This window comes from Kribbella sp. NPDC051620 (assembly GCF_044453825.1).
GTDB lineage: Bacteria > Actinomycetota > Actinomycetes > Propionibacteriales > Kribbellaceae > Kribbella.
Genome location: NZ_JBITDB010000004.1, coordinates 994,397 through 1,014,819, shown reverse-complemented (window position 1 = coordinate 1,014,819; position 20,423 = coordinate 994,397). Strand labels below are relative to the sequence as shown.

Genomic DNA, 20,423 nt, shown 5'->3' with positions numbered 1-20,423 from the left:
CCGGCATCCCGGCGGGTTATCCACAGCTTTGCGAACGCCCGGTCGGGAGGCCCCGTGAACTGGCAGGATTTCAGGTGTCGGAGGTCAGCACAATCAATGCTTGTCGAACGAGGGGAAACGCGATGAAGACGCGAGTGGGTGTCGCCCTGGCCGCAGGACTGGTGGTCCTGGCCGGCTGCGGGGCGTCAGGTCTGGAGACAGGCGCCGGAACGGTCGAGAAGAAGACCGCCTCGGCATTCCTGACCACCACCGAGGGCGACTGGCACAAGGAGGTCGATGCCGAGTCGAACAAGAACCTCGACCCGTCGGCGCGCTGCTATTTCGTGACCGGTGCCGATGGCAAGCAATCGCTCGGCACGGTGGCCTGCGGCCCGCTCCGCCGGCTCGGCACGCCCGAGCGCCAGGTGTGGGACGTGCTCCCGATCCAGACCACCGGCGGCGACAAGCCGGGTTTCGAGCCGGCCGACAACGACCAGTGGCAGAAGTCCCAGGTGAGGCCGGACAACAGCGCCTTGTGGCGACCGGACGACAAGAAGGCCGACGACAACGCGGACGCGCTGGCCGCGCCGCCGGCGCCGGCCGCCCAGGCCGGGCTGACCACGGTCACCGACAAGAGCGAGAAGCTCGACCTCAAGCCGGCCACCGGCAAGCTGGTCGTCCCCGACGGCACCCTGGCCCTCAAGGGCCTCGCGACACCGGAAACCATCGGCGCGGGCACCGAGGTCAAGGCACCCGCCAGCGGCGAGAAGTTCGTCGTGGCAGTCTTCAGCACCACGCCGACCGTCGACCCACTGATCGGTGCCTCGGCGGTCAACGCGGGCACCGCCAAGTCCGCCTTGACCAAGTGGACCGTCACGGTCGGCAGTGAGCAACGCCCGGTCGAGGTGTTCCCCGGTGTGGGGGCGGAAGCCTCCGCCAGCGAGCGGACCTTGCTCGTGTCGGTTCCGAAGGACACCTCCGACCTGTCGCTGACAGCGACCAACGCCGGCGTCGTCCAAAAGCTCTCGCTCACCACCGGCGAGCGCACGACGACCGATGTCGCGGCGGCGTACTACCGCACCGGCGTCGTCGCCAACCTGAACAAGTCGTTCCCGCTCACCGTCCGGAACATCGGGGCGTACTACAAGAGCTCCTACCTGCTCTCGCTCAAGAAGGCGGTCCTGACCCCCTGGGATCCGGACAAGGGCTGGGCTCCAGCCGGCAAGGCCTGGTTGCGGGTCCAGACAGAGTCGAAGCTGGACTACAACTACATCCTCTACAAGACGACCTGGGTGGCGCCTTTCCTCACGGTGACGGCCGACGGTGCCCCGATCCCGCCAGTCCCAGGCGCCGAGACCCTCGACGTGATCCCGGTCCCCGTCCCGGCCGCCACCAAGGTCGTCCAGCTGACCGCGAAGAGCGTCCTCTCCTACACAGCCATCGACTCCGGCGCCACCCCGACCTCGGGCACGGTGACGTTCCCCACCCTGACCGCTACCGCAACCTTCCAGTAGTCAGCTAGCTCTGGCGGTCGTGTAGAGGACCGTGCCGGACTCGATGAACGCATCGGAATCCAGCCGGCTCAGTTCCTCCTCCGCGACCGCCAGGCACGCCGCACGCCGATCCGGCGGAAGCTGCTCGATCCGCCGCGCCATCGCGCCGATCACCTGCGAATGCGCCAGGAACTCCCGCGCGGTCGGCTGGTGCCGAAACCGCTCGACGCTGATCTCGACCTCACCGAACCCCGCCGCCTGCAAGGCGATCCGGAGCTTCACGGGATCGGAGGTGATGTCGTTCGACGGCATCTGCGGCGATGGGTCGGGCGGAGCACCGTGCTCGTCGATCACCCGCACCCACACCTCGTACGCCGGATGCGGATCATGCCCCGCCCAGGTGACGGCCCCGAACGACCCACCCGGGACCAACACGCGCCGTGCCTCGGAAAGCGCCACCGCCAACTCAGGCAGATGGAACAGCACGAACGGCATCAGCACCGCATCAGCCACCCCAGACCCCAACGGCAACGCCTGAGCATCACCAACAACCCGCCCGAACCCCGCCGGAGCCAGCCGCAACATCTCCTCAGTCAAATCAACCCCCACCACCCGAGCCCCCGGGTTCACTGCTGCCAGATGCGAGAGCACCAAGCCCGGGCCACACCCCAACTCCAAGATTCGTCCGGTAGTCACAGCCGGTCGGAGGCGGTCTGCGAGGGCTCGGCCGTGGGTTGCGAGGGTTTCTGCCCAGTCACCGGCATAGGTCGAGGCGACCCGGGCGTAGTTGGCGCGGATCGCCTCGGTGGTCACTTCAGAAGTAGTACGGGGTTGCGGTGCGGAAGAGGTCTAGGAGTTTGGACTTGACCTGGTCGCGGTGTGGGAGCTGGGCGTTCGGGTGGTCGTCGTCGAGGCGGACGCCGTGGTCGGCCAGCAGGTAGACGACGCGGAGGGTGCGGAGAGTGTTCGTCTGCTCCGGGCGGAAGCCGGCGGCCGGTAGCGTGCCGAAGGCCCGGATGGCGGGATCGAGCCAGCCGACCGCGTCCTCCTCGGACAGATCGTGCCGGGTCAGCGCGACGGCGAGGGCGAACCCCAGCCGGTCGTCCTCGAGATCGCGCAGCACGTACTCGGTCGGCGTCAGGAGCCGTCCGATGCCCAGCCGGAGCATCTGCACCGGCTCGACGGCCTTGACCCGCGCCAGCGCTCCCAGAAGGTCGCTCCCGTGCGCAACGGCGTGCAGCCACCCAAGCTTGGGGTCGAAGCCGCGCAGATCCTCCTCAGCCACGTACCAGCGCTCGAACGGCGGCACCCAGGACGGCTCGAAGACGCCGTGCGAGACGATCGAGTCGAGGATCAGCGGCGCGAACGTCCGCGCCTGGATCTCCGAGTCGGCGAACCGGCCGACCATGTCGTCCCCGAGCGCCCGCAACTCCGTCGGCCCGAGCACTCCGTTGCTGATCCAGGTGGCGAGCGTCGAGTACGCCTGCGCGTCGCGGATCAGCGGATCGGGCGACCGGAGCATCGCCGAGAGCTCGGTGACCAACTCCTCCACCGGTCGACCAGCCGGTACGGCGAACCCGTCCGCGCGCACCTGCGCCCAATCGGTCATGCCCCGCAGGCTAACAAAGCCGGCGGCCGCCCGGCAGCCCGCTCCGGTGAACAGTCGTGACGACCGCAAGCCCGGCCACATTGCGGTTCCGGCTCGATCCATACTTCCGCGGCTGGATATCTGCAGCTTGCTGCAGAAAGGGTTGCCACCTTCCGCGACATTCTCCTTAGTCTCCGAATATCACTTCGGCAAAGGAGAAGAAATGAAATTCATTCGGGGGATGGTTTCGATTGCGCTGACGTTCGGCGTCATTCTGGCCGGCAGTCAGGTCGCCAATGCGAGTCCGGATACCGCGGCGGTTGTCGGCAAAGCGCTGGCGGCCCGCGGCCCAGAAGCGACCGGACCGGCCCGGCCGGCGGTCGAGGTACGCGACTCCACGAAGAGCGTGACCGTTTCGTCGGCCGGTGTCTCGCACACGATCAGCGCCAAGGACCGCCGCAACTCGGTCGTCCGGCAACTCCCGGACGGCGGCCAGGTCATCACGGTCCTGCGCAGCGGAGACACCGCACGGTACGAGCTCGCCCTCGCGGCCGGCTGGCGCCTCGAGCAGGCCGGGGCCGGGTACCTGCTGTCGAAGCCCGGAACGGACCTCGTAGGCGTCGTGGAGGCCCCCTGGGCGGTGGACGCGACCGGACGCACGCTCAAGACCTGGTACGAGGCGTCCACGGGCAACGAACTCGTCCAGCGCGTCGACAGGGCCGGCGCCCAGTACCCGATCACGATGGACCCGAAGCTGACCTACGGCCGCGGGATCTACCTGAACATGCTGGGCGCCGAGATCCAGCTGACGCTCGGCGCGCTGATCGCCGCCGGTGGTGCCGGCGCCTACGTCGCCTGCAAGGGCATCGCCAAGCTGCCCGGAGCGGTCCAGAAGATCGTCAAGGTGATCTGTGACGTCGCGCCGAAGATCTCGCTCATCGGCATCTTCAAGACGATCAAGAGCCTGGGCGAGATCCAGGCGAATGCCTGTTACCAGCATCGCATCGTGCCGAACACCGGCGACTGGAAGATCGTCGGCCAGAAGAACTGCCGCTGACCGGAAAAAGCCGGAACCACAAAGAGAATGAAATGAGGAACGGCTCGTGAAATATCCGGAAGACCGGATATTTCACGAGCCGTGGCGACCAGGACCCCTCAGCCCGGCCGGGTCTCGCACCGCCGGGCGGGAAACCCACCCGGCGGCCGTCTGTCAGGCGTCGCGCTTCTTGGCGACCACCAGGGCGACCACCAGCAGGCCGATCGCCCAGCCGGCGAAGTACACCAGCGACCAGCCCGGCGACATCAACGCGTCGGCTGCGTCAGGGCCGCTGGAGGTACCGGTGATGAACCATCCGGCCCGGCTGAAGGGACCCCAGTCGCTGACGAAGTCGCCCACCTTGGGGATCGTCAGGCCGATACCTTCGAGCAGAAGCGGCCAGCAGACCGCGATCGCGATCGCGCCCGCGCTCTGCCGGACCAGGATGCCGATCGCCACCGCGATCAGCGCGGCCAGGAAGTACACCGCCCCCATCCCCGCCACCGCTCGCCAGTCCGCGGCGGTCTTCAGAGTCAGACCGCCGGCGTCCGCGACCAGCAACTTCGCGAGAAGGAGGGAGAGGAACGCGGAGGCCAGGCCGACCACGGCGCTCAGGCCCGACACCACCACGGCTTTCGCGACCAGGATCGGGGTCCGCTTCGGGACCGAGAGGAAGCTGGTCCGGATGGTGCTGAACCGGTACTCCGTGGTGACGGCAAGGGCTGCCATCACCATCATCACGACCAACCCGAACAGGTAGAAGGACTGGGTGTCGGGTGTCGTCCACTTGGTGTCGTCCGGCGCGAAGATATAGGGGAGCGTGATGACGCCGTCGAACAGCAGCAGGGAGAGGACCATGCACCACCAGGGCGACCGGGTGGTGAAGAGCTTGATCCGCTCCACGGTGATCAGGGACATCAGTTCTTCTCCTCTTCGGCCACGACGATCTCGGCGGCCGCCAGCGCGGGCGCCAGCTCCGAGTCGTGCGCGTGGTACTGGACCGAGTCGCCGGTCATCTGCATGAAGGCGGCCTCCAGCGAACCGCGTTGCAGGCTCAGCTCGTGCAGCACGATGCCCTGCGCGGCGGCCGCCTCGCCGATCGAGTCGGTGGTCACCTCGCTGTCGACGAACAGCACCTTGCCCTCGTCCTCGACGTCCTCGATCCGGGTGATCAGATCGCTTTGCTGCAACAGGCTCTGCAGCTGGTCCAGCTGCGGGCTGCGGACCTTGATGCTGCTGCCGCTGGCGTTGTCGACGAAGTTCTTGGTGCTGGTCTGGGAGATCAGCCGTCCGCGGCCGATCACCACCAGCTCCTCGGCGGTCAGCGCCATCTCCGACAGCAGGTGGCTGGAGACGAAGACCGTGCGGCCCTCGTCGGCCAGCCGGTGCATGAAGTTCCGGATCCAGACGATGCCCTCGGGGTCGAGGCCGTTGACCGGCTCGTCGAACAGCAGGATCTCCGGGTCACCCAGCAACGCGCCGGCGATGCCGAGCCGCTGGGACATACCGAGTGAGAAGGCGCCGGCGCGCTTGCCGGCGACCGGGGTCAGGCCGACGGCCTCGAGCACCTGGTCCACTCGCGCCTTGGGCAGCTTGTTGGAGGCTGCCATCCAGGCGAGGTGGGCACGCGCGGACCGGTTCGGGTGCACCCACTTGGCGTCCAGCAGGGCGCCGACCTTGCGGAGCGGCTGCTTGAGGTCGCTGTAGTGCTGGCCGTCGATCCGGACGTCGCCGGAGGTCGGGGTGTCCAGGCCCAGGATCATCCGCATGGTGGTCGACTTGCCGGCCCCGTTCGGGCCCAGGAAGCCGGTCACCTTCCCCGGCTTCACCTCGAATGAAAGGTTGTCAACGGCAACGGTGGCGCCGTATCGCTTGGTGAGGCCTTTTGCCTCGATCATCCCGTACTCCTCGTTCGGTGGCGCGCCAGTGAGTTGATGGGCGGGCGGTTGTCCACCTCAGTATCGAGGCCTGGACGGGTCATCACATCGCACCCCGGGCGGATCCGGTGTGTCCACCCGCAGGTGGATTCTGCCGCCTGCCGGACCCGGGATGCCATCGGTTGACCCCCTGACCCGACCCCGACGATGCCGTACGAAGACCACCGGGCGCATCCGACCAAAGTCGACGGTCGATGGCCGAACGTCTTGTCCGAACAGAAAGGCCCGCCGGAGCGAACTCCGGCGGGCCTTTCGGCGGTACTACGTCGGTACTAGGTCAAGACAAATCAGGCAGCGATGCTGGCCTCGGCCGGGGTGTCGGAGATGACCGACTCCCGGCGCTTGGAGACCACCACGGCCGCGATGATGATGACGAACGCGACCAGCGCGATGATGATCCGCAGCGCCGTGTTCTTGTCCTCACCGATCGACGACATCCCGACGACGGCCGGCGCGATCAGCACGGAGACCAGGTTCATCACCTTGATCAGCGGGTTGATGGCCGGGCCGGCGGTGTCCTTGAACGGGTCGCCCACGGTGTCACCGATGATGGTGGCCTCGTGTGCCGGCGAGCCCTTGCCGCCGTGGTTGCCGTCCTCGACCAGCTTCTTCGCGTTGTCCCAGGCGCCACCGGAGTTGGCCAGGAAGACGGCCATCAGGGTGCCGCTGGCGATCGCGCCGGCCAGGTAACCGGCCAGCGCCGAGGCGCCCAGCCCGAAACCGACGGCGATCGGGGCCGCGATCGCGAGCAGACCAGGAGTGGCCAGCTCACGCAGCGAGTCGCGGGTGCAGATGTCGACGACCTTGCCGTACTCCGGCTTGCCGGTGCCTTCCATGATCCCGGGGATGTCGCGGAACTGGCGACGTACCTCGTAGACGACCGCGCCGGCGGCCCGGCCGACGGCGTTGATCAGCAGTCCGGAGAACATGAAGACGACGGCCGCGCCGATGATCAGGCCGACCAGCGTGGACGGGTCGAAGACCAGCGCGTCCATGTTGAACGCGGCGTCGCCGGCGTCGTTCAGCACCGCGTAGATCGAGTCCGTGTACGACCCGAACAGCGCGGTCGCCGCGAGTACCGCGGTGGCGATCGCGATGCCCTTGGTGATCGCCTTGGTGGTGTTGCCGACGGCGTCCAGCTCGGTCAGGATCTGGGCCGCCTCGCCGTCCACGTCACCGGACATCTCGGCGATGCCCTGCGCGTTGTCGGAGACCGGACCGAAGGTGTCCATCGCGACGATGACGCCGACGGTGGTCAGCAGACCGCCACCGGCCAGCGCGATCGCGAACAGCGCGAGCACACCGGAGCCGCCGACCAGGAAGGCGCCGTAGACAGCAGCGGCGATCACCAGGGCGGTGTAGACGGCGGACTCGAAGCCGACCGAGATACCGGACAGGATGACGGTGGCCGCACCGGTCAGCGAGGTCCGGCCGACGTCCTGCACCGGCTTGTCCTCGGTACCGGTGAAGTAGCCGGTCAGGGCCAGGATGATCGCGGCCAGCACGATGCCGATGATCACCGAGACGGTGGCGATGACCCGGGGGTCGCCGTCCTGCGCCGCGATCGCCGCGGTCGCGTTGGTCAGGTCGGCGAACTTGCTCGGCAGGTAGGCGAACGCCGCCACCGCGCACAGCACGGCCGAGATCGCCGCGGAGATGTAGAACGCCCGGTTGATCGTCCGCAGACCGTTCTCGCCGGCCCGCGGCTTGGTCAGGAAGACGCCGATGACCGCGGTGACCGCGCCGATGGCCGGCACGATCAGCGGGAAGATCAGGCCCTGCTCGCCGAAGGCGGCCTTGCCCAGGATCAGCGAGGCGACCAGCATGACGGCGTACGACTCGAACAGGTCGGCGGCCATACCGGCGCAGTCACCGACGTTGTCGCCCACGTTGTCGGCGATCGTCGCGGCGTTGCGCGGGTCGTCCTCGGGGATGTTCTGCTCGACCTTGCCGACCAGGTCCGCGCCGACGTCGGCGGCCTTGGTGAAGATGCCACCGCCGACCCGCATGAACATGGCGAGCATGGCGGCGCCGAAGCCGAAGCCCTCCAGCACGGTCGGGGCATCACCCTTGAAGAGCAGCACCACCAGCGCGGCGCCGAACAGGCCGAGGCCCACGGTCGCCATGCCGACGGTTCCACCGGTCCGGAACGCGACCCGCATGGCGGGTTCGCGGCCTTCGTCGCGGGCAGCCGCGGCGACCCGGACGTTGGCGCGGGTGGCGAGCCACATCCCCAGGTAGCCGATGGCTGCCGAGAATCCGGCCCCGATCAGGAAGAAGACCGACCGGAAGATCTTCAGCGTGGTCTCGTTGCCGCCGTCACTGTGCACAGGCAACAGGAACAGCAGCAGGAACGCCACCACGGCGAAGATCGACAACGTCCTGAACTGCCGGGACAGGTAGGCTGCGGCGCCTTCCTGGACCGCCTGGGCGATGACCTTCATGTTCTCGGTGCCATCGTTCGCGGCAAGCACCTGACGACGGAACACCAGAGCGATGGCGACCGCGAGGATCGCGATCACTCCGACAACGGCGACCAGCGTGGTGTTGCTCGACGAAAGATCCACCGCTTGTACAGCAAGCGACGACATCCGTCCTCCTTGTAGGCAACCCCTCAGGGCTGAACGGCCCCCGTACTGCCGCACACCGAAGGGTTGAGAATTACGACACAGCGCCAAAGGCCTGGCGCGGTGGGTCACTCTAACGGGTCAACTACCAGACCTGATGACAGGGTGGTCTACGTCATACCCGCCGCCGACGGCCGGCAGTTCACCGGCTGTGATCGCGGGGACACCTTTTCCCTTGCCCCGCGATCGGACCGGGCCCGCCTCAGATGGCCGAGGCGACGTCCGGATGGATCTCGAAAGCCTTGTCCAGATGCGTGATCCGGAAGATCTTCAGCAGCCGCTCGCGGGTGCAGACCAGCGACAGCGAACCGTCGCGCGCCTCCATCTTCCGCAGCGCGCCGACCAGCACGCCGAGCGCGGCGGAGTCCATGAACTCCACCCTCTCCAGGTCGACGACCAGCTGGTGGTTGCCCGCCTCGATCAGCTGGTCGAGTTTGTCGCGGAGCTTCGGCGCGGCGAACGCGTCGATCTCCCCACCCACCTCGACGACAATGCGCGCGCCCTCCGCGCGCGTCGCCAGCGACAGATCCACTTCGGCCTCCGATCCCGTGAACTGTTGCATTCAACCATGTACGGACCGTGAGTAGGGCCGTGTGCCAAAACTCTTTCATTTCGGTGCATCCCGCGTCGAGCCGGCTGTCCAAACTGACGCGTGCATCCGCATTTGCACACGCGTTGCGCATTCGCCCGTGCACTCTCGGATGTCGTTGTGTCCATGGCCTTGACTAAGGTCGGCAGGGTGAGTGAGGCAGCCGAGATTCTCAAGCGGCTCGCCGCGGGACCTGGCCGCGCCGAGCGGCTGACGCATGTGGAATCAGTGCCACCCCGACTAGGTCAAACGAGTGAATGGCCACGCTGGTCGCCACCCGAGGTGATCGCCCAGCTGGCGGATGCCGGTATCACCGCGCCGTGGAGCCACCAGGTCGCGACGGCCGAAGCGGCGTACAGCGGCAAGCACGTGGTGGTCGCGACCGGTACTGCGTCCGGCAAGTCGCTCGGCTACCTGTTGCCGGCGTTCGCCACCTTGAGCATCGCGCACGCGGCGTCACCACATCGGCGGACGGCGTCTGTTCTGTACTTGTCTCCCACCAAGGCCCTGGCCCACGACCAGTTGCGCGCGGTCTCGGCGTACTCCGTGCCCGGCTTGCGTCCGACAACCCTCGACGGCGACTCGGAGCGGACCGAGCGGGACTGGGCTCGCGACCACGCCACCTATGTGCTGAGCAACCCGGACATGCTGCACAGGTCCGTCTTGCCGAACCACCAACGCTGGGCCCGGTTCCTCGGAGCACTGCAGTACGTGGTGGTCGACGAGTGCCATCACTACCGAGGTGTGTTCGGGGCACATGTCGCCGGGGTCCTGCGCCGACTGCGGCGGGTCTGCGCGCAGTACGGGGCGCACCCGGTCTTCGTCTGCGCATCGGCGACCGTGGCGGAGCCGGCTGTCTCCGGGGAGCGATTGACCGGCCTGCCGATGGTGGAGGTCACACAGGACGGCTCACCCCGAGGTGGCATCTCCTTCGGCCTCTGGGAGCCGCCGCTGACCTCCCTGCGTGGTGAGAACGGAGCGCCGGTACGCCGGTCCGCCCCGGCCGAGGTGGCCGACCTGCTGACCGACCTGGTGGTGTCAGGCGTGAGGACCGTGGCTTTCGTCAGGTCGCGCCGCGGAGCAGAGTCCGTCGCGATGACTGCTCGCCAGAACCTCGCGGAGGTCGACCCGGCGCTGAGCGAGCAGGTGTCGGCGTACCGGGCGGGCTATCTGCCCGAGGAGCGGCGGCGGCTCGAGAGCATGCTGCAGAGCGGCGAGCTGACCGGAGTGGCCGCGACCAATGCGTTGGAGCTCGGCATAGATATAGCCGGGCTGGACGCAGTACTACTGTCCGGCTGGCCGGGGACGCGCGCATCCCTCTGGCAGCAAGCTGGACGGGCAGGGCGATCGGGTGGCGATGCCCTGGCAGTCCTGGTTGCCCGCGACGACCCCCTGGACACCTACCTGGTCCGGCACCCGGCCGCCATCTTCGGGAGGCCGGTCGAAGCGACTGTCTTCAACCCGGAGAACCCGTACATCCTCGGCCCACAGCTCTGCGCCGCCGCCCAGGAAGTACCGCTGACGCCGGACGACTACGAGATCTTCGGCGCCACCACCGAGACCGTCATCAAGCAACTCGTCAAACAGGGCCTGCTCCGGGAACGGCCGCACGGCTGGTTCTGGACCCGGCGCGACCGGGCGGTCGACGCGATCGACATCCGCTCAGCAGGCGGCAAGACGGTGCAGATCGTGGAGGACCAGACCGGCCGGCTGCTCGGTACCGTCGACGGCGGCTCGGCACACGCCAGCGTCCACGCCGGCGCGGTCTACGTGCACGCGGGCGAGTCGTACCTGGTGCGCACACTCGACCTGGAGAACCATGCGGCGATCGTCGAAGCCGCGTCGCCGGACTACACGACGTTCGCACGGGACGTCACCGAGATCAGCATCCTGGCGACCGAGGAGACGCGGCAGTGGGGTGCGGCCGAGTTGTCCCGCGGTTGGGTCCAGGTGACCAACCAGGTGATCTCGTTCCAGCGCAAGCAGCTCGTCACCGGTGATGTGCTCGACGAGCAACCTCTGGATCTGCCCGAGCGGACACTGCGCACCAAAGCGGTGTGGTGGACCATGCCCGACCAGCTCGTCGAGGAGCTCGGGCTGAGCGACGTACCGGGGGCTGCTCATGCGGCCGAGCACGCCTCGATCGGCCTGTTGCCGCTGTTCGCCACCTGCGACCGCTGGGACATCGGCGGCGTCTCGACCGCCAAGCACGCCGACACGGGCCGGCTCACGGTCTTCGTCTACGACGGGCATCCGGGCGGGGCCGGTTTCGCCGAACACGGGTACGCCGCGGCGCGCGAGTGGTTGACCGCGACACGGGAGGCGATTGCACACTGTGAGTGCGTGGATGGCTGCCCGTCGTGCGTACAGTCACCCAAATGTGGGAACGGGAACAACCCGCTCGACAAAGGCGGCGCCGTGGCGCTGCTTACCGCACTTCTTCGCAGTGAGGCCTGAAACCTCCAGCACCAGGCTGCTGGAAGAAAGGCAGCGATCATGCTGGCTCTCGGAATCGTCCTGATCGTCCTTGCCGTCCTCTTCGGCCTGGGCGTCTCCGTCTCGTCCGGCGACTCGACCACCATGTCGGTGTTCGGCGTCGACTTCGGACTCGCCGTCCCCACCCTGTTCTTCCTCGGTGCCGCCGCCGGCATCGCCATCACTCTCGGCCTGTGGCTGACGAAGAAGGGACTCGGCCGCGGCTACCGCCGGCACCAGGAAGTACGCCAGCTCCGCCAGCGGGTGGCCGCGGTGGAGCCTGACGCGTCAGCCTCCGACCAGGTCGAGGAACCGGTCGGGCGGCACGCCGCGGACTCCGCGACCGCGGACCCGACCAGCTCGCCGGCCCTGGCTGACGACGACCCTGACGCCCGGACCGTCGACGTGTCGGACGGCGAGCGGCTGGCCGCCGAACGGCACATCGTTGCCGATGGCACCGACTCGAAACAGCCGCACTGAGCTTTACCGCGTGAGCCGGTTTCACCTTTCCCAGAAGGTGAAACCGGCTCAGCCAGGGAACGTGCCCCGCAACGGTTTTCGGGGTAACATCTCAATCCGGGCACAGCCGCCACTCAGCCGCGGCACGGCGATCACCCAGCCGTATATCGATGCCTGACGCAACAATTCATCCATGGCAGTTAGTTGCCATTGGCATCAAGTTCCCGTCGATCTCGATAGCCACTTCCTCCGGTCCTGTGTACTACTGATCGTGGCGTCGACGTCGCGTTGAGTCACCGCCGGCCTTCCGGGCCACACCGCCTCCTCATCGGGGGATCGACCCGCAACTCGCCCCACGCGCAATGGGGTGCTCGTCGCGGTTCCCGGAACCAGGCTCGGCCGCTCTCGCCTCGGGGTCCCGACGACCTGACGCCGCGAGATAGCACGACCTCTGGAGGTTGTCTTGATCATCCGTAGAATGTTGAGTCGCACCGGCGTGGCAGTCCTCGCCGTCAGCGTCGCCCTGGCCACCGCGATCCCCGCTCAGGCGGCGGCTCCGGCCCCGGCCACCCCACCCGGCGTCGAGGTCGGCGTGGTGAAGCAGATCGCGAACCGGGCGGACACCCGGTACTGCCTCACCTTCGTCACGTCCAACAAGGTCCCGATGGCGGTGATGATGGCTTGTGCTCCCGGCAAGGAGGGCAAGACCCAGCAATGGGTGCTCACCGACAAGGGCCAGCTGCAGGTCGCGATGAGCAAGAGCGTCGGTGGCGCCCTTGCGAAGACCGGCGCCTGCCTGGACACCGGTGCGGACCTGGTCACCACGCCGAAGAACGCACCGGTCCTGGTGCTGCCCTGCCGCGACGGTGACGGCCAGAAGTGGAACTACGACGAGTCGTCCGGCTCGTTCGTCAACGCGGCGAACGGAATGGCACTCAGTTCGCTGCTCGGCAAGGGCGTGAAGAAGCAGGCCCAGCCGACCGGCGTCCAGTCGGCCAGCGGGGCGAAGTACCAGGGGTGGAGCGCGCTGCCGCTGCCGGGCCTGGACATCCTCGGCGCGGTTCTGGCACTCGTGAACGCACTGCTGGCATCGCTGGGCCTGGCCCTGCCGCTGCCGATCGCGAACGCCGCGTCGAGCCTGTTCAGCCTGCTGCAGGCGAAGACTCCGGTACCGGCCCAGATGACGACTCTGCCGAAGCAGATGATGCAGCTGGCCCAGAAGTAACGAGGAGGATCCTCAGCCACACAGAGGAGGGCCGGTCCCGAGATCTCTCGGGACCGGCCCCTTCCTTTCGGTAGGCGATCCGCTGCTTGCGCGTCAGCGGAGGAGCCCGGTCAGCGGGTCACCACCAGCAGCCGTGGTGGCAGTGCCAGTAGTAGTAGCAGTCATCCAGCAGGCCGTGGAGAAGTCCGAGCAACATGTTCTTCACCTCCGCTTCCGTTGATCCGATCGGCACTGACGCTACCGCGCGATCTCACGTTCTGTATCTACTCCCCTACTCTTTGTCATCCAACCGCGAGCGCACTTTAACTTTTCCGCAATGGTTGCCGCCCGGATCGGACTTGACAGCCTCCGCCGGCCATGGATGTAGCCGAAGGCAACGGAATTACGTTGGAAAGTAACAACATTTCTTCCTTCGCCGTATAAAAGTCTTCACAAAGTTCTCGCGGAGTGCCAAGGTGAACCCGCACTGGCTGCACAGACCCGCAAGGAGCCCCTGATGCGACGTATCCCGCGCTTGTTCCGGCTGGCCGTACTAGGAACGGCTGCCACCGTGCTGCTGACCGGCTGCCTCGGCTCGTCGGACTCCGGCAGCGGCGACCAGGACGCGAACCGCAACTCCGACGCCAAGAAGATCGAGCTGGTGATCGGCTCGAACTCGGTGAAGGGCGGCAAGAGCAGCGCCGGCGCCGAGTTCACCGAGGACGTCTTGATCCCGAAGTTCGTCGAGGCGCAGAAGGCCAAGGGCGTCGACGTCACGGTCAAGTTCCAGGGCGACGGCTCCGACGACGAGGTCTACAAGCAGAAGCTCGCGCTCAGCCTGTCGAACAAGTCCGGCCCGGACCTGTTCAGCATCGACGGCATCTGGGTCGGCGAGTTCGCCCAGGCCGGTTACATCAAGCCGCTCACCGACACCGTCGGCGACGCAGGCAAGGTCGACGGCTGGGACGGCTGGAAGCAGATCCCCGACTCGGTCCAGCAGCTCGGCAGCTTCGACGGCAAGCGGTACGGCGTACCGGGTGGAACCGACGGCCGGGTGCTGTACTTCAACAAGAAGCTGTTCGCGCAGGCCGGGCTGCCGGCCGACTGGCAGCCCAAGTCGTGGGACGACATCACCGCGGCCGGCCAGGCGCTGAAGAAGCTGGCCGGCGTGACGCCGATCCAGCTCAACGCCGGTACGGCGATGGGCGAGGCCACCACCATGCAGGGCATCCTGCCGCTCCTGGTGGGCACCGGCGCGACCATCAACACCGACGGCAAGTGGCTGGGCAACACCCCGCAGATCCGCCAGGTGCTCGACTTCTACAAGTCGATCTACAGCACCGGGCTGGGCGACCCGATCCTGCAGCGCGAGGCCAAGGGCCGGGACAAGTCGTTCGCCGAGTTCGCCGCCAACAAGATCGGCATCCTGCTCGAGGGCGACTACTTCTGGCGCAGCGTCGTCGAGCCCAAGGCCGGCGTCGCGAAGATGGCGGACCGCGACAGCGCCGTCGGCTACGCGCTGATCCCGGCCAGCAAGCCCGGTGCCGGGATCAAGGGCCAGGACTTCGTCTCGATGTCCGGTGGCGGCGCGACCGTGATCAACCCGAACACCAAGTTCCCCCAGCAGGCCTGGGAGCTGCTGCAGTTCATGAACTCGGCCGAGATGGTCAAGGCATCACTGGCCGGGGCTGCCAAGATCACCCAGCGGACGGACGTCAACGCCGAGGTACTGGCCGGCGACCCGATGCTGAACTTCGTCGCCACCAAGGTGCTGCCGCTGACGCAGTACAGGCCGGGCATGGCGGAGTACCCGAAGATCTCGGCCGCACTGCAGCAGGCGACCGCGGACGTGGTCGGCGGCAAGTCCGTGGACGCCGCAGCGAAGAGCTACCAGACGGCCGTCGAGGCCGCCGCGGGTAGCAAGGACAAGGTCACCAGCAACTGATGGCTGCCGTCATCGAACCCGTGCCGGGCCGCCCGGCACGGGTCCGGGGTCCGGCCCAGGACGTCGCGGGGCTCGGCATCGGCCGGGCCCTCGGCTTCGTGGCGCCGGCGTTGCTGCTGATCGGGGCGTTCCTGGTCTTCCCGGCGATCTGGACGATCTACATCGGCATCACGAACTACCGGCTGACCGGCGTCGAGGCCGTGTCACCGTCGATCGTCGGACTGTCGAACTACACCAAGGCGCTCAACGACGCGCTGTTCCACAACGCGCTGTGGCTGACGATGCTGTTCGTGCTCGGCTCGGCGATCATCGGGCAGAACATCCTCGGTTTCGCGCTCGCCTGGACGATGCGGCGAGCTCGCCCGGCGGTACGGCGTACCGTGGAAGGCCTTGTTCTGCTGGCCTGGATCCTGCCGTCGACGGTGGTCGCGTACCTGTGGATCGCGTTCTTCGACCGGGACACCGGCACGCTGAACAGCATCCTGGGGACGCAGGGCACAGCCTGGCTGATCGACTACCCGATGGTCTGCCTGGTGGTGTTCAACACCTGGCGCGGTACCGCCTTCTCCATGATGCTCTACTCATCGGCACTGCAAGCGGTACCGCCGTCGCAGCTCGAATCGGCGCGGATGGTCGGGGCGTCGGGCTGGCAGACGCTGCGGGACATCGTGCTCCCGCACATCCGCGGGCACGTGCTGACCAACACGCTGCTGATCTCGCTGTGGACCGCGAACGACTTCTCACCGTTCCTGCTGACCCGCGGCGGACCCAACCACGAGTCGGAGACCGTGCCGGTCTACATCTACAACGTCGCGCTGCAGGGCGGTGAGCTCGGCTACTCGTCGGCGATCTCGTTCCTGCTGCTGATCGCGAACCTGCTCGTCGCGCTGCTCTACCTGCGACTGCTGCGGAGGCGCTCGTGAACCCCGCCTACGTAGTACGCCGGATCGGCTTCTACGTGATGATCTGCGTCATCACGCTGTTCTTCGCCGTACCGATGCTGTGGATCGCCTCGGCGCCGTTCGACTCGTCGCCGGGTCTCGGCGTGCACTGGCCGGACTGGACGCTCGACAACGTCCGGAAGACGTTCGAGCATCCTTATGCGCTGCACTCGATGGTCAACTCGCTGCTGATCTGCGGTAGTACGGCTGTCGCGGTGACTGTGTTCGCGGCGTTGGCGAGCTATGCGCTGTCGCGGGTGCGGATCCCGGGACGGGACGCTTTGCTGTACGGGCTTCTGCTGCTGTCGTCGGTGGTCACCGGGACCGCCGCGATGGTGCCGATCTTCGTGATGATGTTCCAGCTCGGGCTGATCGACTCGCGGTTCGGGGTCGCGCTGGTGATGACCGGCGGGTTGTTGCCTGCGGCAATCTTCATCCTGAAGGACTTCGTCGACGCGGTGCCCAAGTCGTACGAGGAATCCGCCCGGGTGTTCGGCGCCTCGCCGCTGCAGATCCTGCGGGATGTCGTGCTGCCGGTGGCCCGGCCGGGACTGGCGACCATCCTGGTCTGGGCGTTCGTGAACTCGTGGGGCAACTTCCTGGTGCCCTTCCTGCTGATCCGGTCGATCGAGTTGCAGCCCGGGCCGGTGCTGATGCAGACCTTCACCGACGAGGGCGGCAGCGTCAATCTGCAGGTTCTGCCGGTGTTCTCGCTGCTGTTCTCGATCCCGGTCGTCGTGCTGTATCTGCTGGTGAACTCGCGCTATGGGTTCCGCTTCCATGGAGGGATCAAGAGCTGATGGCCGGTATCGAGATCGAAGGCCTGGCGACCGTCTACCCGAACGGCGTCCGCGCCGTCGACGGACTCGACCTGAGCGTGGCCGACGGCGAGTTCTTCGCCCTGCTCGGACCGTCCGGGTGCGGCAAGACGACGCTGCTGCGCACGATCGCCGGGCTGGAGTCCGCGACGGAAGGGTCCGTCCGGATCGACTCGGCCGACGTGACGCGACTCGAGCCGGGCAAGCGTGGGGTGGCGATGGTCTTCCAGGACTACGCGCTCTTTCCCCACATGACCGTCTCGGAGAACATCACCTATCCCTTGAAGGTACGCCGGGTCGCTGCGGCTACTCGCTCCGGTGTTGCGTCGCGCACGGCGGGCGAGCTGTCGCTGCAGGGCTTGCTCGAACGGCGACCGGGGCAGCTGTCGGGCGGCCAGCAGCAGCGGGTCGCGCTGGCTCGCGCGATCGCCTCCGAGGGCAAGGTGCTCCTCCTCGATGAACCGCTGTCCAACCTGGATGCACGGTTGCGCCTGGAGGCCCGCACCTTCCTGAAGAAGCTGCAGCGGGACCTAGGCATCACCACAGTCTTCGTCACCCACGACCAGGCCGAGGCACTGGCCCTGGCCGACCGGATCGCCGTGATGCAATCCGGCAAACTCCGCCAACTCGGCACCCCCCGCGAAGTCTTCGCCCGCCCCACCAACACCTTCGTAGCCAACTTCATCGGCTCAACCCCAATGAACCTCCTCCCCGGAGTAGTCACCTCCGGCCCCGGCCCCGGCGCGGGCTCGGCCGGCGCGGGCTCGGCCAGCGCGGGCTTGGCCGGCGCGGGCTTGGCCGGCGCGGGCTCGGCTAGCTGGGGCGCCGCCGGCTCGGAGTCGGGCTCGGGCACCGGGGAGTCCCCCTCGGACACCGTCGGGGCACGCTCGGGCTCGGGCTTGGCTGACTGGGGCGCTGCTGGCTCGGAGTCGGTCGGATCGGGCGCCGGCGAGTCCCCCTCGGACACCGTCGGGGCACGCTCCGGCACCTCCGGGATCAGCTCAGGCACCTCCGGGATCAGCTCAGGCACCTCCGGGGCCAGCTCGGCCAGCTTCGGGGACGGCTGGGGTGGCTCGAGCGGCTTGGGGGTCGTGTCGGTGGCTGGTGGGTGGTTGCCGGCGGCAATCTCAGCCGTGCCGGCCGGCGCCGAGGTGACTGTCGGCATCCGCCCGGAATACCTCACCCTGTCGACTGGCGACGTGGCCGGTCCGTGCATCCGCGGGTCGGTGGTGGTGGCCGAGAACCTTGGCACCATGTCTCTGGTCAGCGTGGAGTGCGACGGTGTGCTCGTCGGCGTGACTGTGCCGGAGGAGGACGAGCCCGCGCCGGGGACTCCCGTAGTACTGACTGCTCCTGCGCAGCGGGTTCTCTTGTACCACCGCGAGTCCGGCGAACTGCTCGCCCGCCAGCCTGCCGTCGTCGGCTGATGGCGATCACGACGTACCGGCAGCGGTGGACCCTGGACGACAGGGCGGCCTCCGTCTGGCACTCGCTGCCGGTCGACATCCCTGCGGGCTGCCCGGGACTGCTGGTCACCCTGACTGTCCCCGACGTCGAAGGCGCCGTGATCGACCTCGGCTGTGAGGGGGCCGGCGGCTGGCGCGGCTGGTCCGGCGGTGCGCGGCAGTCCTTCGCGATCACCTCGACTGCTGCGACTCCGGGCTACGTGCCCGGCGAATTGGAGGAGGGCACCTGGTTCGTGGTGATCGGGCTGCACCGGGTCCCGGTCGAGGGTGTTGAGCTAGTGGTCGAGGCGGTGACCGGGCCGGTCTCGGTGATCCCGGGACTGGACGAGTACGTCGCCTTGACGGCTGCTGTCGGCGTACCGGCTCGTCCGCCGCGCCGGGTACTGCCTGCCGCCGACGGCCTTCGCTGGGTGGCGGGTGACTTTCATGCCCACTCACTGCACTCGGACGGCTCGACACCGGTCGCCAACCTCGCTGCCCTCGGGGTGTCGGCCGGGTTGGACGTCATGGCGATCACCGACCACAACACCGAGGCACATCACGCCGAGCTCGCCGGCTTGAGCCGGCAGATCGGCATCGGGTTGATCCCGGGCCAGGAGGTCACCACCGACACCGGCCACGCCAACGCCTTCGGCGCCATCGGCACGATCGACTTCCGCCAACCAGCATCAACCTGGGTGACGGAGGTAGCCCGTCGCGGCGGCCTGCTCTCGATCAACCACCCGCTGAGCGGCGACTGCGCCTGGCGCCATCCCCTCCCCGAACACCCACCACTGGCCGAGATCTGGCACTCCTCCTGGCTCGACCACCACTGGGGCGGCCCAGTCGCCTGGTGGCAGGCCTGGGGCCTCGGCACCATCCCCATCGGCGGCAGCGACTACCACAACCCGTCCTCACTGACGACGCCCGGAATCCCCACCACCTGGATAGCCATAGACGCCTCCGCCGAAGGCCCCGACGAACTGGTCCCCGCCGTCCTGGAAGGCCTAGCCGCCGGCCGCACCGCAATCTCCGCCGGCTACGACGCCCCACTGGTCCTCCACAACGACAACGAACTAGTAGTAATCGACGCCCCCAACACCCTCCTCCTAACCCCCGACGGCACCCCCCACCCCATCCGCTCCCCCTACGAATCCATCCCCGCCCCCACCACCCCCGGCACAGCCCTGATCACCCCCACCAACCGCTTCCTCTCCCTAACCGCCTAACCACCCCCACCACTCCACCCACCATTGCGCCTCGCAAGTCCCCTAGCTACCACCGCAGAATGCGCCACCACCAACACCAGATGTGCCAGCGCCAGATGCCGGTGCCAGGTGCCGTGCCGGTGCCAGGTGCCGGTGCCAGGTGGCCGGTGCCAGGTGGCCGGTGCCAGGTGGCCGGTGCCAGGTGGCCGGTGCCAGGTGCCGGTGCGAGGTACCGGTGCCGGTGCGAGGTACCGGTGTCGGTGCGAGGTACCGGTGTCGGTGTCGGTGCGAGGTACCGGTGTCGGTGGGAGGTGCCGGTGTCGGTGGGAGGTGCCGGTGTCGGTGGGAGGTGCCGGTGTCGGTGGGAGGTGCCGGTGCGAGATGCCGGCGTCGAGTGCCCGAGATGCCGGTGCCGGTGCCAGGTGCCGGTGCCGAAGGCCCCAATGCCGGTGCCGGGGTGCCGATGTGTGCCCGGCGCGGTGCCGCTCCCCTGGCTGCCGATGGCACCCTCTGCCCCTTCCGCCCCGTGCGGATTCGTAGCGCCTGCTGCCGAGGCGCGACACAGCACTCTTCATCCCCGGCAACCGTTCCTGTCATTCACCCTGCTGATACCGGAACGGCATCTGCAGTACCTCCCTGGCTCGGGGGCACTCTGGAGTTGCTGCTTGCGGGTTCTGTC

16 protein-coding genes are annotated in these 20,423 nt (G+C 67.8%); 10 read left to right on the top strand and 6 right to left on the bottom strand.

Translation table 11 applies throughout. The annotated features are described in order from the left end of the window. Window positions 1-122 precede the first annotated feature (122 nt). Window positions 123-1,493, top strand: coding sequence for a hypothetical protein (locus ACIA12_RS23900; RefSeq protein ID WP_396369248.1), 1,371 nt, complete (start codon window positions 123-125; stop codon window positions 1,491-1,493). On the opposite strand, the gene ACIA12_RS23895 is transcribed toward ACIA12_RS23900, so the two are convergent. Continuing rightward, entirely contained in the window at window positions 1,494-2,285 is a 792-nt protein-coding gene (locus ACIA12_RS23895; RefSeq protein WP_396369247.1) for a class I SAM-dependent methyltransferase, read from the bottom strand. It lies immediately after the preceding gene. A 1-nt stretch (window position 2,286) separates the two neighbouring features. Next, window positions 2,287-3,081, bottom strand: a complete 795-nt coding sequence (locus ACIA12_RS23890; protein WP_396369246.1) for a DUF2785 domain-containing protein — start codon at window positions 3,079-3,081, stop codon at window positions 2,287-2,289. 202 nt (window positions 3,082-3,283) lie between these two features. Between ACIA12_RS23890 and ACIA12_RS23885 the strand changes: the two genes are divergently transcribed. Beyond that, window positions 3,284-4,117: a hypothetical protein gene (locus ACIA12_RS23885; RefSeq protein ID WP_396369245.1), complete on the top strand. Its 834-nt coding sequence runs from the start codon at window positions 3,284-3,286 to the stop codon at window positions 4,115-4,117. A gap of 153 nt (window positions 4,118-4,270) precedes the next feature. Here ACIA12_RS23885 and ACIA12_RS23880 read toward each other — a convergent pair whose 3' ends face one another. The 4 genes from ACIA12_RS23880 to ACIA12_RS23865 form a co-directional block, all read right to left on the bottom strand. Beyond that, on the bottom strand, window positions 4,271-5,014 hold the full coding sequence (locus ACIA12_RS23880; protein ID WP_396369244.1) for an ABC transporter permease: 744 nt from the start codon (window positions 5,012-5,014) through the stop codon (window positions 4,271-4,273). After that, entirely contained in the window at window positions 5,014-5,994 is a 981-nt protein-coding gene (locus ACIA12_RS23875; RefSeq protein WP_396369243.1) for an ABC transporter ATP-binding protein, read from the bottom strand. Before ACIA12_RS23875 ends, ACIA12_RS23880 begins: the two co-directional genes overlap by 1 nt. 326 nt (window positions 5,995-6,320) lie before the next feature. Further along, entirely contained in the window at window positions 6,321-8,624 is a 2,304-nt protein-coding gene (locus ACIA12_RS23870) for a sodium-translocating pyrophosphatase (RefSeq protein ID WP_396369242.1), read from the bottom strand. A gap of 238 nt (window positions 8,625-8,862) precedes the next feature. After that, entirely contained in the window at window positions 8,863-9,192 is a 330-nt protein-coding gene (locus tag ACIA12_RS23865; RefSeq protein ID WP_396369391.1) for an STAS domain-containing protein, read from the bottom strand. 207 nt (window positions 9,193-9,399) lie between these two features. Between ACIA12_RS23865 and ACIA12_RS23860 the strand changes: the two genes are divergently transcribed. The 8 genes from ACIA12_RS23860 to ACIA12_RS23825 all read left to right on the top strand — a co-directional run bounded on the left by ACIA12_RS23860 (window position 9,400) and on the right by ACIA12_RS23825 (window position 19,765). After that, on the top strand, window positions 9,400-11,706 hold the full coding sequence (locus ACIA12_RS23860) for a DEAD/DEAH box helicase (protein WP_396369241.1): 2,307 nt from the start codon (window positions 9,400-9,402) through the stop codon (window positions 11,704-11,706). 39 nt (window positions 11,707-11,745) lie between these two features. After that, entirely contained in the window at window positions 11,746-12,204 is a 459-nt protein-coding gene (locus ACIA12_RS23855; protein WP_396369240.1) for a hypothetical protein, read from the top strand. 457 nt (window positions 12,205-12,661) lie between these two features. Further along, the gene (locus ACIA12_RS23850) at window positions 12,662-13,408 is read left to right on the top strand and encodes a ricin-type beta-trefoil lectin domain protein (RefSeq protein ID WP_396369239.1); all 747 of its coding nucleotides are present in this window, start codon (window positions 12,662-12,664) and stop codon (window positions 13,406-13,408) included. Window positions 13,409-13,904: 496 nt separating this feature from the next. Further along, entirely contained in the window at window positions 13,905-15,332 is a 1,428-nt protein-coding gene (locus ACIA12_RS23845) for an extracellular solute-binding protein (RefSeq protein ID WP_396369238.1), read from the top strand. Beyond that, window positions 15,332-16,255 (top strand): carbohydrate ABC transporter permease, encoded by a 924-nt coding sequence (locus ACIA12_RS23840; RefSeq protein ID WP_396369237.1) that lies wholly within the window; start codon window positions 15,332-15,334, stop codon window positions 16,253-16,255. Before ACIA12_RS23845 ends, ACIA12_RS23840 begins: the two co-directional genes overlap by 1 nt. Then, on the top strand, window positions 16,252-17,073 hold the full coding sequence (locus ACIA12_RS23835; RefSeq protein ID WP_396369236.1) for a carbohydrate ABC transporter permease: 822 nt from the start codon (window positions 16,252-16,254) through the stop codon (window positions 17,071-17,073). The genes ACIA12_RS23840 and ACIA12_RS23835 overlap by 4 nt, the downstream gene beginning before the upstream one ends. Beyond that, window positions 17,073-18,518, top strand: coding sequence for an ABC transporter ATP-binding protein (locus ACIA12_RS23830; RefSeq protein WP_396369235.1), 1,446 nt, complete (start codon window positions 17,073-17,075; stop codon window positions 18,516-18,518). The genes ACIA12_RS23835 and ACIA12_RS23830 overlap by 1 nt, the downstream gene beginning before the upstream one ends. Next, a complete protein-coding gene (locus ACIA12_RS23825) occupies window positions 18,518-19,765 on the top strand; it encodes a CehA/McbA family metallohydrolase (protein ID WP_396369234.1) in 1,248 nt (415 codons plus the stop codon). The genes ACIA12_RS23830 and ACIA12_RS23825 overlap by 1 nt, the downstream gene beginning before the upstream one ends. Window positions 19,766-20,423: the final 658 nt, after the last annotated feature.

Excerpts from the sequence above, each read along its gene's own strand:
- ACIA12_RS23900 (WP_396369248.1), top strand. The coding sequence starts at position 123 with ATGAAGACGCGAGTGGGTGTCGCCCTGGCCGCAGGACTGGTGGTCCTG.
- ACIA12_RS23890 (WP_396369246.1), bottom strand. The coding sequence starts at position 3,081 with ATGACCGATTGGGCGCAGGTGCGCGCGGACGGGTTCGCCGTACCGGCT.
- ACIA12_RS23885 (WP_396369245.1), top strand. The coding sequence starts at position 3,284 with ATGAAATTCATTCGGGGGATGGTTTCGATTGCGCTGACGTTCGGCGTC.
- ACIA12_RS23880 (WP_396369244.1), bottom strand. The coding sequence starts at position 5,014 with ATGTCCCTGATCACCGTGGAGCGGATCAAGCTCTTCACCACCCGGTCG.
- ACIA12_RS23875 (WP_396369243.1), bottom strand. The coding sequence starts at position 5,994 with ATGATCGAGGCAAAAGGCCTCACCAAGCGATACGGCGCCACCGTTGCC.
- ACIA12_RS23870 (WP_396369242.1), bottom strand. The coding sequence starts at position 8,624 with ATGTCGTCGCTTGCTGTACAAGCGGTGGATCTTTCGTCGAGCAACACC.
- ACIA12_RS23855 (WP_396369240.1), top strand. The coding sequence starts at position 11,746 with ATGCTGGCTCTCGGAATCGTCCTGATCGTCCTTGCCGTCCTCTTCGGC.
- ACIA12_RS23850 (WP_396369239.1), top strand. The coding sequence starts at position 12,662 with ATGTTGAGTCGCACCGGCGTGGCAGTCCTCGCCGTCAGCGTCGCCCTG.
- ACIA12_RS23845 (WP_396369238.1), top strand. The coding sequence starts at position 13,905 with ATGCGACGTATCCCGCGCTTGTTCCGGCTGGCCGTACTAGGAACGGCT.
- ACIA12_RS23840 (WP_396369237.1), top strand. The coding sequence starts at position 15,332 with ATGGCTGCCGTCATCGAACCCGTGCCGGGCCGCCCGGCACGGGTCCGG.
- ACIA12_RS23830 (WP_396369235.1), top strand. The coding sequence starts at position 17,073 with ATGGCCGGTATCGAGATCGAAGGCCTGGCGACCGTCTACCCGAACGGC.
- ACIA12_RS23825 (WP_396369234.1), top strand. The coding sequence starts at position 18,518 with ATGGCGATCACGACGTACCGGCAGCGGTGGACCCTGGACGACAGGGCG.